This window comes from Nocardioides sp. B129/18 (assembly GCF_055282735.1).
The window spans coordinates 67,642-82,606 of record NZ_JBUZJI010000005.1 but is presented as its reverse complement, the minus strand read 5'-3'; the positions used below and the strand labels follow the sequence as shown (position 1 = coordinate 82,606).

17 protein-coding genes are annotated in these 14,965 nt (G+C 72.7%); 14 read left to right on the top strand and 3 right to left on the bottom strand.

Features of this window, described 5'->3' with window-relative positions; all coding sequences use genetic code 11:
- The first annotated feature begins 12 nt into the window (after positions 1-12).
- From ACZDWJ_RS05395 to ACZDWJ_RS05355, 9 genes are all read left to right on the top strand, one after another.
- Positions 13-1,182: a sensor histidine kinase gene (locus tag ACZDWJ_RS05395; RefSeq protein WP_463519902.1), complete on the top strand. Its 1,170-nt coding sequence runs from the start codon at positions 13-15 to the stop codon at positions 1,180-1,182.
- Positions 1,179-1,856: a response regulator gene (locus ACZDWJ_RS05390; protein ID WP_463519901.1), complete on the top strand. Its 678-nt coding sequence runs from the start codon at positions 1,179-1,181 to the stop codon at positions 1,854-1,856. The genes ACZDWJ_RS05395 and ACZDWJ_RS05390 overlap by 4 nt, the downstream gene beginning before the upstream one ends.
- Positions 1,857-1,957: 101 nt before the next feature.
- On the top strand, positions 1,958-2,245 hold the full coding sequence (locus ACZDWJ_RS05385) for a hypothetical protein (RefSeq protein ID WP_463519900.1): 288 nt from the start codon (positions 1,958-1,960) through the stop codon (positions 2,243-2,245).
- The gene (locus tag ACZDWJ_RS05380; protein WP_463519899.1) at positions 2,242-3,741 is read left to right on the top strand and encodes a DUF308 domain-containing protein; all 1,500 of its coding nucleotides are present in this window, start codon (positions 2,242-2,244) and stop codon (positions 3,739-3,741) included. The genes ACZDWJ_RS05385 and ACZDWJ_RS05380 overlap by 4 nt, the downstream gene beginning before the upstream one ends.
- Positions 3,741-4,337, top strand: a complete 597-nt coding sequence (locus ACZDWJ_RS05375) for a hypothetical protein (protein ID WP_463519898.1) — start codon at positions 3,741-3,743, stop codon at positions 4,335-4,337. The genes ACZDWJ_RS05380 and ACZDWJ_RS05375 overlap by 1 nt, the downstream gene beginning before the upstream one ends.
- The gene (locus ACZDWJ_RS05370; RefSeq protein WP_463519897.1) at positions 4,334-4,882 is read left to right on the top strand and encodes a hypothetical protein; all 549 of its coding nucleotides are present in this window, start codon (positions 4,334-4,336) and stop codon (positions 4,880-4,882) included. Before ACZDWJ_RS05375 ends, ACZDWJ_RS05370 begins: the two co-directional genes overlap by 4 nt.
- Positions 4,879-5,244: a hypothetical protein gene (locus tag ACZDWJ_RS05365; protein ID WP_463519896.1), complete on the top strand. Its 366-nt coding sequence runs from the start codon at positions 4,879-4,881 to the stop codon at positions 5,242-5,244. The genes ACZDWJ_RS05370 and ACZDWJ_RS05365 overlap by 4 nt, the downstream gene beginning before the upstream one ends.
- 58 nt (positions 5,245-5,302) lie before the next feature.
- A complete protein-coding gene (locus tag ACZDWJ_RS05360) occupies positions 5,303-5,614 on the top strand; it encodes a hypothetical protein (protein ID WP_463519895.1) in 312 nt (103 codons plus the stop codon).
- A 240-nt stretch (positions 5,615-5,854) separates the two neighbouring features.
- Entirely contained in the window at positions 5,855-6,775 is a 921-nt protein-coding gene (locus ACZDWJ_RS05355; protein WP_463519894.1) for a DMT family transporter, read from the top strand.
- A gap of 15 nt (positions 6,776-6,790) precedes the next feature.
- On the opposite strand, the gene ACZDWJ_RS05350 is transcribed toward ACZDWJ_RS05355, so the two are convergent.
- Both ACZDWJ_RS05350 and mshA read right to left on the bottom strand, forming a co-directional pair.
- Positions 6,791-7,297, bottom strand: a complete 507-nt coding sequence (locus tag ACZDWJ_RS05350) for a type III secretion system chaperone family protein (protein WP_463519893.1) — start codon at positions 7,295-7,297, stop codon at positions 6,791-6,793.
- The gene (mshA, locus tag ACZDWJ_RS05345) at positions 7,294-8,565 is read right to left on the bottom strand and encodes a D-inositol-3-phosphate glycosyltransferase (RefSeq protein ID WP_463519892.1); all 1,272 of its coding nucleotides are present in this window, start codon (positions 8,563-8,565) and stop codon (positions 7,294-7,296) included. Before mshA ends, ACZDWJ_RS05350 begins: the two co-directional genes overlap by 4 nt.
- Before the next feature lie 161 nt (positions 8,566-8,726).
- On the opposite strand from mshA, the gene ACZDWJ_RS05340 reads away from it, so the two are divergent.
- Positions 8,727-9,470, top strand: coding sequence for an SDR family NAD(P)-dependent oxidoreductase (locus ACZDWJ_RS05340; protein WP_463519891.1), 744 nt, complete (start codon positions 8,727-8,729; stop codon positions 9,468-9,470).
- Between the two features lie 66 nt (positions 9,471-9,536).
- Here the strand turns inward: ACZDWJ_RS05340 and ACZDWJ_RS05335 are convergent, their stop codons facing one another.
- Positions 9,537-10,379 carry a phosphatase PAP2 family protein gene (locus ACZDWJ_RS05335; RefSeq protein WP_463519890.1) on the bottom strand — a complete coding sequence of 281 codons (843 nt, stop codon included), beginning with the start codon at positions 10,377-10,379 and terminating at the stop codon, positions 9,537-9,539.
- 88 nt (positions 10,380-10,467) lie between these two features.
- On the opposite strand from ACZDWJ_RS05335, the gene ACZDWJ_RS05330 reads away from it, so the two are divergent.
- From ACZDWJ_RS05330 to ACZDWJ_RS05315, 4 genes are all read left to right on the top strand, one after another.
- Positions 10,468-11,052 (top strand): helix-turn-helix domain-containing protein, encoded by a 585-nt coding sequence (locus tag ACZDWJ_RS05330; protein ID WP_463519889.1) that lies wholly within the window; start codon positions 10,468-10,470, stop codon positions 11,050-11,052.
- Between the two features lie 42 nt (positions 11,053-11,094).
- Positions 11,095-11,784: an aspartate/glutamate racemase family protein gene (locus ACZDWJ_RS05325; RefSeq protein WP_463519888.1), complete on the top strand. Its 690-nt coding sequence runs from the start codon at positions 11,095-11,097 to the stop codon at positions 11,782-11,784.
- 134 nt (positions 11,785-11,918) lie between these two features.
- Positions 11,919-13,811, top strand: coding sequence for a translational GTPase TypA (typA, locus tag ACZDWJ_RS05320; protein ID WP_463519887.1), 1,893 nt, complete (start codon positions 11,919-11,921; stop codon positions 13,809-13,811).
- A 102-nt stretch (positions 13,812-13,913) separates the two neighbouring features.
- Complete coding sequence (locus ACZDWJ_RS05315; protein WP_463519886.1) at positions 13,914-14,924, top strand: hypothetical protein; 1,011 nt, start codon at positions 13,914-13,916, stop codon at positions 14,922-14,924.
- The last annotated feature ends 41 nt before the right edge of the window (positions 14,925-14,965 follow it).

Below are 14,965 nucleotides of genomic sequence, written 5' to 3'. Positions count from 1 at the left end.
ACGATCAGGCACGTGAACCCGACGACGCAGGCGTTCCTCGCCGCGCTGATCGGGGCCGTCGTCGCCGGCGCGGCAGTGCTCGCGTGGCACGTGAGCGACCGGGAGCAGCGTACGCCGGCCCCAGCGCCCGAGCCGCTCCTCCCGCCCGGCGTGGCCGCCGTGCTCTCCGTGCTGCGCAGCAGCGCGGTCGTCGTCGACGACAGCGACTCGGTGCTCAAGGCCTCCGCCCCCGCCTACGCCCTCGGCCTGGTGCGCGGCAACGAGCTGGCGCTCGAGGAGCTCGCCGAGCTGGTCCAGCAGGTGCGCCGCGACGGCCAGATCCGCGAGACCGAGCTCGTCATCGCCCGGCCCGACGGCGGCGCCCGCCACGTCACGGCCCGCGTCGCGCCCCTGGGCTCGCGCGTCGTGCTCGCGCTGGTCGAGGACCGCACCCGCGAGCGTCGCGTCGAGGAGGTCCGCCGTGACTTCGTCGCGAACGTCAGCCACGAGCTGAAGACCCCCGTCGGCGCGATCCGCCTCCTGGCCGAGGCCGTGCACGGCGCGGCCGACGACCCCGAGGCCGTCAAGCGCTTCGCCGGCCGCATGCTCACCGAGAGCGACCGGCTCTCGCGCCTGGTGCAGCAGATCATCGAGCTCTCCCGCCTGCAGGCCGACGACCCGCTCGACGCCCCCGTCGCGGTGTGCGTCGACGACGTCGTCAAGGTCGCGGTCGACACCAGCCGCATCGACGCCGAGGCCAAGCGCATCGAGGTCGTCACCCACGGCGTCCACGACCTCGAGGTCTTCGGCAACGAGCAGCAGGTGATGGCCGCGGTCTCCAACCTCGTCGCCAACGCCGTCGCCTACAGCGACGCCGACTCCACGGTCGCGGTGACGACGAAGGCCGAGGACGGCATGGTCGAGATCTCGGTGGTCGACCAGGGCATCGGCATCCCCACCACCGATCTGGACCGGATCTTCGAGCGGTTCTACCGGGTCGACCCGGCCCGTCACCGCTCCACGGGCGGCACCGGCCTGGGGCTGTCCATCGTCAAGCACGTCGCCGCCACCCATGGCGGCGAGATCCGCGTGTGGTCGGCCGAGGGTCAGGGCTCCACCTTCACCCTCAGCCTGCCGCTCCACCGCGGCACCGATCGACTGCCGGCTCCGACGCCGGCACAGACGCAGGAGGAACGCCCGTGACCCGAGTGCTCGTGGTCGAGGACGAGGAGAGCTACAGCGAGGCGCTCTCGTACATGCTCCGCAAGGAGGGCTTCGAGGTCGCCGTGGCCGCGGACGGGCATGCCGCCCTGAGCGAGTTCGACCGCAACGGCGCCGACATCGTCCTGCTCGACCTGATGCTGCCCGGGATCCCCGGCACCGAGGTGTGCCGGCAGATCCGCTCGACGTCCAGCGTCCCGGTGATCATGGTCAGCGCGAAGGACGACGAGGTCGACAAGGTGGTGGGCCTCGAGCTGGGCGCCGACGACTACGTCACCAAGCCGTACTCCCCGCGCGAGCTCGTCGCCCGCATCCGCGCCGTCCTGCGTCGCGGCGCGGAGCCGGACCTCTCCCCCTCGACCCTCGAGGCGGGCCCGGTGCGCATGGACGTCGAGCGCCACGTCGTCACCGTCGACGGCAGCGAGCAGCGCCTGCCGCTCAAGGAGTTCGAGCTCCTCGAGATGTTCCTGCGCAACCCCGGCCGGGTGCTGACCCGCGGCCAGCTCATCGACCGCGTGTGGGGCTCGGACTACGTCGGCGACACCAAGACCCTCGACGTCCACGTCAAGCGGCTGCGCGCCAAGCTCGAGCCCGACCCCTCGGAGCCGAAGTTCCTCGTCACCGTCCGCGGCCTGGGCTACAAGCTCGACCTCTGAGCCACCGTCGTCCCCGGGTTTCGCGGCGCGTCTTCCGGGGAACGACACCCCCGACGCGCTGCTACCGGGAGCGCCGTGCCGCGGACCCCCACGAGGACGACATGCCTGACCTGAACATCGACACCGAGGTGCTGATCGAGGCCGGACACAGCCTCCGGTCGGTCGCCTCGGAGTTCGAGAACGCCAACGACATCAGCGACGACGTCGCCGGCTGGGTGGGCAACCACCGCCTGGCCGACAAGGTCCGCGACTTCGCCCACAAGTGGGACGACACCCGCGCCGACATGCTCGAGGGCATCAGCACGCTGGCCGAGCAGGCCTCGAAGACGGGCGAGACCTTCGCGCAGCTCGACTCCGACCTCGCCGCGGCCCTCAAGGGCGAGAAGTGACCGCCCGGCCCCGGGACTGGTCCCCGCTGGGCCTCTCCTCCGACCCCACCCCCGGGGACGCCGAGCGCGTCGCCGGCGCAGGGCGTCACTACCGCGAGGTCGCCGAGGCGATCGAGACCGCCGCCCGCCGGCTGCGCGAGATCGCCGGCGACTCCCAGATGAAGTCCGAGGCCGTCGAGGAGTTCGTCTCCTCCGCCAACGGCGTCGCGAGCGACATCTCCAGGGCGCAGGAGCGCTACGCCAACACCGGCGCCGCGCTGAGCGACTACTCCACCGCGCTCGCACTGGCCCAGAACGACGCCGACGCCGCGCTGCGCGAGGCCACCGCCGCCCGCGAGGACATGCAGCAGGCCGACCGCAACCGCGCCAGCGCCGACGACGACCTCACGCGCGCCCGCACCGCCAACGACGCCCTCCCGCCCGACCAGCCCGCAGCCGATCTCACCGGCCTGCAGGCGTCGGTCAACCGGTTCTCCCAGGCCCACTCCGAGGCCTCCGGGCGTCTCGAGGCCGCCCAGCGCAAGGCGGAGAACGCTCGCAACGACGCCGAGGACGCCGCCGACCGCGCCCGGCGCCGCATCGAGGACGTCGTCGACGGGTCCGACCTGAACGACTCCTGGTGGGACAACGTCGCCTCGGTGATCCAGAAGATCGCCGACATCGCAGGCTTGATCGCCTCCATCGCCGGCATCGCCGCGCTGCTCGTCGGCTGGATCCCGGTCATCGGCCAGGCGCTGGCCGCGGTTCTCGGAACCATCGCCCTGATCGCGGGCGTCGTGTCGCTGCTGGCGAACACGGCCCTGTGGATCGGCGGCAAGGGGGACTGGAAGAACGTCCTGCTCGATGTCGTCGGTCTCGCGAGCTTCGGACTCGGCCGTGCCGCCATCGCCGGCGGCCGGACCGTCATGACCGGAGTCCGCGCGGCGAGCCGCCTCAACGCCGGCCGCATCGCCGCCACGTCGCGCGCCCTGCGCGCCTCGCAAGGCCTTCCGGCGATGGGATCGTCCAAGGCCGTCATCAAGGCGCTCCTCCACAACGACGCCCTGGCCGGACTCTCCCGGGCCAACGCCCGCAGCATGGTCGACGCCGCCCGCAACGGCCGCCTGCTCTCGGCATCGGCGCCGTTCCGCGACGCGGCCCAGGACATGCGCGAGTTCTTCCCCAACGTCGCCACGGCGTTCCGGCCGTCCAACGTCATGTCCGGACTCAGCCAGAGCCCGGGAGCGGTGATGGACATGGTCCGCGCCAAGGGGCCCGCCGAGCTCCTGGCACGCTTCACCCAGGACTCCGACGCCCTCAGCCACATCGCGACCATGCGCGGCATGAACGACGCCGTGTCCGGTCTCGGCGATCTCGCGATCCGCAGCCACACGATGACCGGTCTCGCCGTCGGGACCACCACCTTCTCCGCAGGTCTCGACCAGTACCAGTTCTGGGGCAGCGACGTCCTCTTCGGCGACTCGCCCGCGTCGCAGCTCCACCTCGGCGCGCGCTGATGTGGGGTCGAGCCAAGTCGATCATCGCGGCGTGGAACGTCCTCGCCCCAGAGGACTGGGCGAGCATCCCCCTGGGCCCTCCTGGGGCGCCCGACACACGGGCCGAGATCGAGTCCTCCGCGCGCAGCGTCACCACCACGGAGGCCGCCCGCGACGCACTGATCGACCTGATGTCGCGGGCGCAGCCGGCCGTGCTGGCCGACGAGCCGATCCTCTACGCGATCTGGGTCCCGGATCCCGAGGTGGGCTATCCGGTCGCCTACCTCACGGCGCACCTGTTCTCGGACGCGAGCCGCAAGGACTTCCTGCGACTCATGCGGGACGCGCCGCCCGCGACGGGCGAGGCGCTCGAGGTCGAGGTCTTCGAGACCGACCTCCCGGCCGGCCCAGCTCTCATCGTCGACCGTCAGGACGCTCTTCCCGACGGCACCGTCGAGCAGACGCTGGTCTTCGGCATCTTCCCCGATGGCGCGAGCGACGCGATCAGCCTGACCTTCTCGACGACCGCACTGCATCTGATCGACGACCTCGCCCTCACCGCCCGTGACATCGCCGAGACCGTCGAGGTCCGCCTCGAGCCCCAGGGAGCCTCGTGAGACTCGCACTGCCGCCGAGCTGGGTCGGCCTCCCGCTGCGACGCGCCGATGACTGCGCTCGCACCATCGACCGGATCGTCGCGCGCCTTCCCCTCGACGACGGCACCGGCGCGCGCCTGCGGCGCGAGGTCCGCGACGATCTCCACCGGCAGGCCGAGGAGGCCCGCTCCACGGGCGCCTCGTTGCTGGCCATCGCCGGGCCGGAGAGCGCACCGCTGTCCGGGTCGCTGGTGCTCACCCCCCTCCGCCCACGCGCGGGTGACGACGATCCCGGGTGGGGCGATGAGCTGGGCGGTCGCCAGGAGGTGCTCCAGCTCGATCTCGGACGGGTCGTCCGGGTCGTGCGATCCCGCCTCACGGAGTTCCACGGCGAGCAGATGCCGAGTCTGGCCGTCGACTACCTGGTCCAGGGAACCGCGGGTCGGCGCGCCCTTCTGAGCTTCTCCACGCCTCTCGTGGAGCACGAAGAGGCGATGGTCCAGCTCTTCGACGCGGTGGTCGCGACCGCCTCCTGGGAGGACTCGGACCAGGAGGTGAGCGCGTGAGCGAGGAGTCGCGGCGCCAGCCGTTGACACCGATCGAGAAGGCGAGCTTCGCACTGGGAGCGGCAGGGATGCTGCTGGTGCTGGCGACGGCGCCGCTCGGACTCGTGCTCTCCGACACCGCGCTCAGGGTCGTCTTCGCGATCGACGTGGGCCTCGTCTACCTGGCCGCGGCCGCCGTGCTGATCCGCGGCGCGTACGGGTGCCTGGAGGTCGTGACGCCCCTGTTCGCGACGTTGATCGTCGGGGTCGCGTGGTTCGCCGACCACGACCGCACCGGCTCGGCGATCTTCTCCGCGCTCCTGCTCGGTGTCGTCGCCTGGACGGCGGCGCACGTCATCACCCGACGTCGATCTGCTCGGTGAGCCGGTTCGGCGACCCGAGGCGCAGCCGATGACAGCATGGGAGCGCATCAGCACGGGTGTGGCGATCGTCGGCGGTCTGCTGGTCCTGGCGACGTTGCCGCTCGATCTCGTGCTGTCGGACGGCAGGATGCGCGTCGTCTTCGCCCTCGAGGTCGCTGTCGTGTACGTCGGCGCCCCCTCGATCCTGAGCAGCCGAGCGTTCGGCTGTCTGGAGACCCTCGTCCCTCTCCTCGCGACCGCCTCCGTCGGCGTCGCCTGGTTCGCCGACCACGAGAACACCGGGACACCGATCTTCGCCGCGCTCGTGGTGGGCTTCGTCCTCTGGGTGGCGGCCCATCTGCTGACCCGACGGAGGAGACTGTCCGCGTGACGAGCGACCAGGCGGAACCCTCGACCCCCGCTGGGTGGCCTACCTCGCGTACGGCGCGATCAGCCTGCTGATCGTGCTGGCCTCCCCGTGGCCTTCGTCTGGATCGCGCCCGCCGATCGCACCCCCTGGCTCGTGGGGCAGTCGCCGCTGACGTCGGGCTCACGGGCTCTGGCAGACGACCGCGCAGCGCTGTCCGAAACCCGCGAGCCAACGGCGGAGGCGACGCCCTAGGGTCGGGGCGTGACCTCCCCGACGACCACCGCTCCGATCGACGCGACCACCCGCTCCTGGCTGCCGGTCGCGGCCGCAGGCACCACGCTGGTGCTGTGGGCGTCGGCGTTCGTGGCGATCCGCCACCTCGGCGAGGACGTGACGCCCGGCGCGCTGAGCCTCGGACGGCTGCTGGTCGCGGCGATCGCGCTCGGGGCGTTGCTCCTGACCCGCCGCGAGCACCGCTGGCCCGCGCGGCGGATGCTGCCGCAGCTGCTGGTGTGCGGAGCGCTGTGGTTCGGCGTCTACAACATCACCCTCAACGCCGCCGAGCGTCGCATCGACGCCGGCACCGCGGCGATGGTGGTGCAGGTGGGGCCGCTGCTGGTGGCGCTGCTGGCCGCGCTGTTCCTCTCCGAGCCGCTGCACCGGTGGCTGGTGATCGGCATGGGCGTGGGGTTCGCGGGCGTCGTCGTGATCGCGCAGGGCTCCTCGGGGCACGCGTCGGGCGACGTGCTCGGCGTGGTGCTGGCCTCCGTCGCCGCGGTGTCCTACGCCGTCGGGGTGCTCACCCAGAAGCCCATCCTGGCCTCGGCGGGCGCGCTGGAGACGACGTTCACCGTCACCGCGATCGGCGCGGTGGTGTGCCTGCCGTTCGCCGGCCAGCTGCTCGACGTCGTGCGTGACGGGTCGGCGGGCACGATCCTGCTGGTGGTCTACCTGGGCGTCTTCCCCAGCGCGGTGGCCTTCACGACGTGGGCCTACGCCCTGGCCCGCACCGGCGCGGGGGCGCTCTCGCTCACCACGTTCCTGGTGCCGGTGATCACCACGCTGCTGGCGTGGGGCCTGCTCGACGAGGTGCCGCCGACGCTGGCCTTCCTCGGCGGAGCGCTGGCGATCGTCGGGGTGCTGCTGACGCGGCGCCGTCCGCCGGTGCGCGCCGCCGCCTGAGCGGCCCGGCGGACCTCAGGCCGTCGGCGGCTCGGGGTCGGTGCCGGCCTCGAGCCAGCCGCGGAACGCCTCGAGGTTCTGCGTGGACTCCCCCCGCAGCTTGCGCCACTCCCACTCCTTGCGGATGGAGGAGGCGAAGCCGAGCTCGAGGAGCACGTTGAACGACTCGTCGGCGTAGGAGAGCACCGAGCCGAGCAGCCGGTCGAGCTCGTCGGGGCTCACCGCGGCCAGCGGCAGCCGGGCGTCGAGGTAGATGTCGCCCATGGCGTCGACGGCGAAGGCCACGGCGTACATGCGCAGGTTGCGCTCGAGCAGCCAGCGGTAGACGGTCTCGGTGTTCTCGTCGGGTCGGCGGCACACGAAGGCGTGGACGCCCAGCGCGTGCGGTCCGACGTCGAGGCGCACGGCGGTCTGGAGCTTCTTCTCCCCCGGCAGGGAGAAGGAGAAGACGCCGTCGGCGAGCTCGTCGAACTCCAGGTCGTTCTCGGCCAGATAGGCGGCGATGACGTCGCGGGGGCTCAACGGCTGACCTCTCGGAACTGGGCACGGGCCCGGGAGTAGACCGCGAGCATGCCGGCGGCGGTGGCGTCCCAGGAGAAGCGGGCGGCCTGGAGGGGGGCGCCCGCGCGCAGACGCGCCACCAGGACGGGGTCGAGCAGCAGGCGCTCGAGGGCGTCGGCCCACGCCTGCGTGGTGTGGCCCTCGACGAGCAGGCCGGAGTGGCCGTCGCGGACGACGGTGGTGAGGCCGCCGACGGCCGCCGCGAGCACGGGGGTGCCGGAGGCCTGCGCCTCGGCGGCCACCAGCCCGAACGACTCGTTGTACGACGGCACGGCCACCAGCGAGGCCGCGGCGTACCAGCGGGCGAGGGCTGCCTGGTCGACGGGCGGCACGAAGCGGACGACGTCGTCGACGCCGAGGGAGCCGGCGAGGTCGGCGAGCTCGCCGGGGTGCTCCAGCCCGCTGCCCGAGGGGCCGCCGACGATCGGGACGATGAGGCGCGCACGCAGGTCGGGGCGTCGCTGGAGCAGCTCGGCGACCGCGCGCAGCAGCACCTGCGGGCCCTTGAGGGGCTGGATGCGGCCGGCGAAGAGGACGACGAGCGCCTCGGCCGGCAGGTCGAGCTCGCGGCGCAGCGCGGCCTGGGGCCGCGGCCGGAACCGCTCGAGGTCGACGCCGGGGTGCACGACCTCGACGAGGCCGGCGTCGGCGTCGTAGAGGTTGATCAGCTGCTTGGCCTCGAGGTCGGTGTTGGCCACGAGCGCGTCGGCGGCGTCGACGACCTGCTGCTCGCCGATGACGCGCACCTGCGGCTCAGGGGTGTCGCCGAGCGCGAGCGCATCGTTCTTGACCTTCGCCATGGTGTGCATGGAGTGCACCAGCGGCACGCCCCAGCGGTCGCGGGCCAGTGCCCCGACCTGGCCGGAGAGCCAGTAGTGGGAGTGAACGGCGTCGTAGTGGCCCAGCGGCTGGGCGGCCTCGGCGCGCAGCACCTCGCGGGCGAAGACGCAGAGCTGGCCGGGCAGCTCGTCCTTGGTGAGGCCCTCGTAGGGGCCGGCGGGCACGTGGCGCACGGTGACGCCGTCGCCGCAGTCGACCTCCGGCGGAAGGGCCGAGCTGGTGGCGCGGGTGAAGACGTCGACCTCGACGCCGCGGGCCGCGAGCCGACGCGCGAGCTCGACGACGTAGACGTTCATGCCACCGGCGTCGCCGGTGCCGGGCTGGTCGAGGGGCGAGGTGTGCACGCTGATCATCGCGAGACGACGCACGGGGGCGGGCTCGGGACGCATGCCCACCTCCTCACGCTGCTCGACCTCGACGGCGGGCCGTCGACGATCCGTCGCGAGCCCAGCGAACCAGAACCCCTCGGCCCGCGGCATCATTCCCACCCCTCCGCAGGGGGCGACGCCTCGGGCGTGGAGCCGCGGCGTCCGACGGCCACAATGGGGCCATGACCACTCGCACCGCCGTCGTCACCGGGGCCAGCAGCGGCATCGGCGCCGCCACCGCCCGTCACCTCGCCGCGGCCGGGTTCCACGTGCTCTGCGCGGCCCGCCGCGCCGACCGCGTCGAGGAGCTCGCCGCCGAGATCGGCGGCACGGCCGTCGTCTGCGACGTCACCGACGCCGACGCCGTGGCCGCCCTGGCCGAGCGCGTCGGCGAGCGACTCGACGTGCTGGTCAACAACGCCGGCGGCGCCTTCGGGCTCGGCCCGGTCGCGCAGGCCGACTCCGAGCAGTGGCGCGCGATGTACGAGGTCAACGTCATCGGCCTGATGCAGGTCACCCGCGCTCTCCTGCCGGCGCTGATCGCCAGCGGCGCGGGCGTGGTGCTCAACGTCGGCTCCACCGCCGGACGCGTGGCCTACGAGGGCGGCGGCGGCTACACCGCGGCCAAGCACGGCACGAAGGTCGTCACCGAGACCCTGCGCCTGGAGCTGTTCGACCAGCCGGTGCGGGTCTGCGAGATCGCACCCGGCATGGTGCGCACCGACGAGTTCTCCCTGGTGCGCTTCGACGGCGACCAGGAGCGCGCCGACGCCGTCTACGCCGGCGTCAAGGAGCCGCTGAGCGCCGACGACGTCGCCGAGGCGATCACCTGGATGGCCACCCGCCCGGCGCACGTGAACATCGACGAGCTCGTCATCCGGCCGCGCGCCCAGGCCGCGCAGCACAAGGTGCACCGCGAGGGCTGACCCCGCGGGCCGGCTCGAGGCGCCCGGGTGCGGGGGTCTCGACAGGCTCGACCACCGCGGGAGGCCTCAGGCCGGCTCGGCGACGTCGACGACGCCGGTGCCGCCGACGGGCGGTGTGGCTGGGAGAGGAGTCAGGGCGGTCTCTCCAGGCTGGGCGGCCTGGGTGGCCGCGGCGTAGGCCGGTGCCCAGAGCCGGGCGCTGACCCACAGTCCGGCCAGCACCAGCGCGGAGCCGGCGACGCCGTCGAGCAGGTAGTGGTTGGCGGTGACGGTGACCACCATGAACGTGAGGAGCGGGTGGGCCAGCCACAGCCAGCGCCAGCGGGTGTGACAGGTGCGGATGAGGACGACGGCCAGCAGCAGGGCCCAGCCGACGTGCAGGCTCGGCATCGCGGCGTACTCGTTGGCCAGGCCGCCCACGGGCGAGGTGCCGGCGTAGACGCTCTGGCCGGCGCGGGCGCCGGTGTCGATCATGCCCAGGCCGGGCAGCAGGCGCGGCGGGGTCATCGGGAGCGCGATGTGGATGACCATCGCGGTGGCCGTGGCGACGATGAGGCCCCACTTGGCCCACGTGTAGGCCGGGCGGCGGAAGACGTAGAGCCACACCAGCACGGCCACGGTGAGCGGGAAGTGCACGGCCACGTAGTAGCGGTCGGCGAAGGCGATGAGGTCGGGCACGCGGAAGGCGAGCCGCTGGAGCGTCTCCTCCGAGGGCAGGCCGAGCCACCGCTCGAGGTCGACCAGCTGGCGGGCGTGGCCGTCGGCGGTGGACACGCGGCCGGTCGCGATCAGGCGGCCGACGTTGTAGATGCCGAAGAGGGCCAGCACCGTGGCGACCTCGAGGAGGGCGGCCAGCACACCGGTGCGACGGCGCGCGCGGATCGCGTGCACCACCTGGGCGTAGGCCATGGGGACTCCTCATCTCACTCTCATGCATCGCGAACCTTACACATGTAAGGTTGAGGACGTCGAACGCCATGCACGAGGGGGTGAGGTCATGACGACGACTCAGACGGGAGATCGGACCTCCCGCGCCGGGAGGGACCTCGACGCACGGGTCCTGCGCAGCTGCGCGGCCCTGAGCGAGGCGATGCTGGAGATGCTGGCCGAGGGCAAGGGCCTCGACCTCACCGTCTCCGCGCTCTGCGAGCGGGCGGGCGTCAGCCGCCCGACCTTCTACCAGCACTTCGGCAGCGTCGAGGGGCTCCTCTCGACCTCCCTGCGCCTGCGCCTGGACCAGCTCGACGACGCCCCGGTGAGCGGCTCGCTGGCCACGGTGCTCCACGGCCTGGCCGCCGACCGCAGCGCCTACGGGGCCCGGCTCGGCGATCCGCGGATGGTCTCGCGGGTCTACGCCACGGTCTGCGAGTGGCTGGCCGACCGCATCCGCTCCTTCCACCCCGACGCCGATCCGCTCGTCGTGGAGTTCGCCGCGGGCGGCGCGACCCGCTCGATCATCCTCTGGCTCCACGACGACCTGCCGGGCCTGAGCGCCGAGGAGCTGAGCGATCGACTGCTCGCCCTCGTCCAGCACAGCCTGAGGCTCGACCCCGCGTCGACGCCCCGCTGCTCCGACATCTGACCCTCCCGCCGTCGACCACCGCCGCGGTGCCACACTGGGCGCGTGCAGACGATCGGTGTCATCGGTGGCATGAGCTGGGAGAGCAGCGCGGTCTACTACGAGGCTCTCAACACGGGCGTGCAGGAGCGGCTGGGCGGACTCGCCTCGGCCCGCGTGCTGCTCTCCTCGGTGGACTTCGCCGAGGTGACCCGCCTGCAGGAGGCCGAGGACTGGGACGCCGTCGCGGCGATCCTCGCCGAGGCCGCCCGCGGCCTCGAGCGCGGTGGCGCCGACTTCGTGCTGCTGGCCACCACGACCTTCCACCAGGTCGCCGACCAGGTGGCCTCCGCCATCGGCGTCCCGCTGCTGCACCTGGCCGACGTCGTCGCCGAGGCCTGCCTGGCCCAGGGCGTCACGTCCGTCGGCTTCCTCGGCACCACCTTCGCGATGTCGCGCGAGTTCTTCACCGAGCGCCTGGCCGCCCGCGGCCTCACCGTGCACGTGCCCGACGAGGCCGACCACGCCGAGCTCAACCGGATCATCTACGAGGAGCTCGTCGCCGGCCGCGTGCTCGACTCCTCGCGCCGCACCGTCGTCGGGCTCATCGAGCGGCTCTGGGACGCCGGCGCCGGCGGCGTCATCCTCGGCTGCACCGAGCTCGAGCTGCTGGTGCGCCAGGCCGACTCCGAGCTGCCGGTCTTCCCGTGCACGACGCTGCACGTGGGCGCCGCGCTCGACCGCGCGCTGGCCTGACCCCGTCCCGGCGCAGCCTGACGAATCGGCCCCGGCCCGCTCCCGGCCCTAGACTCAGCGAGGCCCTCGGGCCCTGATTCTGCGCGCGCCCCGTCCCGTGAGGGCGTGCCCCTTCCCGCCGGGAGCGCCTCTTCATGTCCGACCTTTCCACCGCCCACCTGCGCAACGTCGCGATCGTCGCGCACGTCGACCACGGCAAGACCACGCTGGTCGACGCGATGCTGCGCCAGGCCGGCGCCTTCAGCGCCCACGAGGCCGAGAGCGTGGCCGACCGCGTCATGGACTCCGGTGACCTCGAGCGCGAGAAGGGCATCACGATCCTCGCGAAGAACACCGCCATCCGCTACACCGGTCCGTCGGCGCCCGAGGGCCTGACGATCAACATCATCGACACCCCCGGCCACGCCGACTTCGGTGGCGAGGTCGAGCGCGGCCTGTCGATGGTCGACGGCATCGTCCTGCTGGTCGACGCCTCCGAGGGCCCGCTGCCGCAGACCCGCTTCGTGCTGCGCAAGGCGCTCAACGCCGACATGCCCGTCATCCTGGTCGTCAACAAGACCGACCGCTCCGACGCGCGCATCGAGGAGGTCGTCGACGAGACCTACGAGCTCTTCATGGACCTCCTCGACGACAGCCACAGCCAGGACGCGCTCGACTTCCCGGTGGTCTACGCCTCGGGCAAGGCCGGCGTCGCCTCGCTGACGCGGCCCGCCGACGGCACGCTGCCGGAGGACTCCAGCGACCTCGAGCCGCTGTTCAAGACGATCCTCGAGACCATCCCGGCCCCCACCTACGTCGAGGGCGCGCCGCTGCAGGCCCACGTCACCAACCTCGACTCCAGCCCGTTCCTCGGCCGCCTGGCGCTGCTGCGCATCCACCAGGGCGAGCTGCGCAAGGGCCAGACCGTGGCCTGGATGCGCCGCGACGGCGAGGTCAAGAACGTCCGCATCACCGAGCTGCTCATCACCGAGGGCCTCGAGCGCAAGCCCGGCGAGACGGCCGGCCCCGGCGACATCGTCGCCATCGCCGGCATCCCGGACATCACCATCGGCGAGACCCTCGCCGACCCCGAGAACCCGGTGGCGCTGCCGCTCATCCACGTCGACGAGCCGGCGATCTCGATGACCATCGGCACCAACACCAGCCCGATGGTCGGCAAGACCAAGGGCGCCAAGGTCACCGCCCGCCTGGTCAAGGACCGCCTCGACGCCGAGCTCATCGGCAACGTCTCGCTGCGCGTCCTGCCGACCGACCGCCCCGACGCCTGGGAGGTCCAGGGCCGCGGCGAGCTGGCACTGGCCATCCTCGTCGAGCAGATGCGCCGCGAGGGCTACGAGCTCACCGTCGGCAAGCCGCAGGTGGTCACCAAGGAGATCGACGGCAAGGTCCACGAGCCGATGGAGCGCCTGACCATCGACGCCCCCGAGGAGTACCTCGGCACGATCACCGAGCTGCTCGCGGTGCGCAAGGGCCGCATGGAGTCGATGAGCAACCACGGCACCGGCTGGGTGCGCATGGAGTTCATCGTCCCGGCCCGTGGCCTGATCGGCTTCCGCACCGAGTTCCTCACCGTCACCCGCGGCACCGGCATCGCCCACCACATCTCCGAGGGCTACGAGCGCTGGGCCGGCGAGATCCGCTCCCGCGCGTCGGGCTCCCTGGTGGCCGACCGCGCCGGCGCCGCCTCGGCCTACGCCATGACCTCCCTGCAGGAGCGCGGCGTGCTGTTCGTCGAGCCGGGCACCGAGGTCTACGAGGGCATGATCGTCGGCGAGAACTCCCGCGCCGACGACATGGACGTCAACATCACCAAGGAGAAGCAGCAGACCAACATCCGGTCCGCCACCTCCGACAACTTCGAGAAGCTCATCCCGCCGAAGAAGCTCAGCCTCGAGCAGTGCCTGGAGTTCTGCCGCGAGGACGAGTGCGTCGAGGTGACCCCCGAGTTCGCCCGCATCCGCAAGGTCGACCTCGACGCCAACGTGCGCGCCAAGGCCGCCAGCCGGGCCCGCAAGGCGAACAAGTAGCACCGGCCGGTCGCGTCAGCGGCCCTCCGCCCTCGGGGCGCTCCGCGATCGCGGGGCGCCCCGTGGTGCGTCCGGGCGAGGTCGGGCGGCGATGATGGGCGCATGATCCGCCATCTCGTGGGCGCCGTCGCGGCGCTCGTCGCCGTGCCGACCCTCGCCGCGAGCGCGCCGAGCGCTCCCGCGGCGGAGGACGTGTCAGCCGGCTGCGTCCGCGACGTCTCGACGCCGACGGCGGTGGTCACGCGCCCCCGCACCGGCCCGTCGGACGCCCGCGTCCTGCTGACGTCCGAGGCCGCGGTGATCGCACCGGAGGACGACACGGAGGAGCCGATCGTCGTCGGCGGGCCCGACGGGCTCGCCGAGGCGCTGCGGGGCACCCGGGCCTGGGCGGCGTCCCCGCTGGGCCTGGTGGTGAGCACGGTCGAGGAGGGCTCCTCGGACGATCCCGGCGAGCCGGACGAGGTGGTGCGCCGGGTGCGCGAGATCCTCTCGGACGGCAGGCCCGTGGGCATCGGACGCCTCCTCACCGGCGTGAGGTCCGTCGCGTCGTGGGGACCGTACGTGCTGATCCGCCTCCCCGGCTCCTACACGACGCTGCGCCCGGCGCCCTCCGACTTCCGGAGCCCCCGGGGCCTGGGGATCACGCCCGACATCGACAGCGTGGTCGGACTCGTCCCCGCCGCCGAGCAGGGCGGAGTGACGGCGACCGACGGTGCTCGGATGGAGCTCGACGAGGTCGTCGACCGCGGCGCGTCAGGCGAGCTGAGCATCGGTGGCGTCGGCCACGATCGCATCCTCATCCACGAGACGACCGACGACGGCTCGCGGTACTGGACGTGGGTGCCCGCCGAGGACCGGCTCACGCCCGTGGCCACCACCGGACCGCTCGGCACCGGCGACGCCGCGGTGTGCGGCGACCTGCTCTACGTCGTCGACGACCACGAGCTGCGCGTCATCGACACCACGGTGAGCCCGGGAACGGGGAGGATCGTCTCGCGGCGACCGGTGAGCCCGGAGGACGTGCCCTACGGGATCGACGCCGTGCCGGGCGGCCTGGCGCTCTCGGAGTACCGCGACGGCGATCTGCGGGTGACCTGGTTCCGCACCTCCTGAGCGACCAGTCCGCGGTGTGACGACCGACACGACCAGACCAG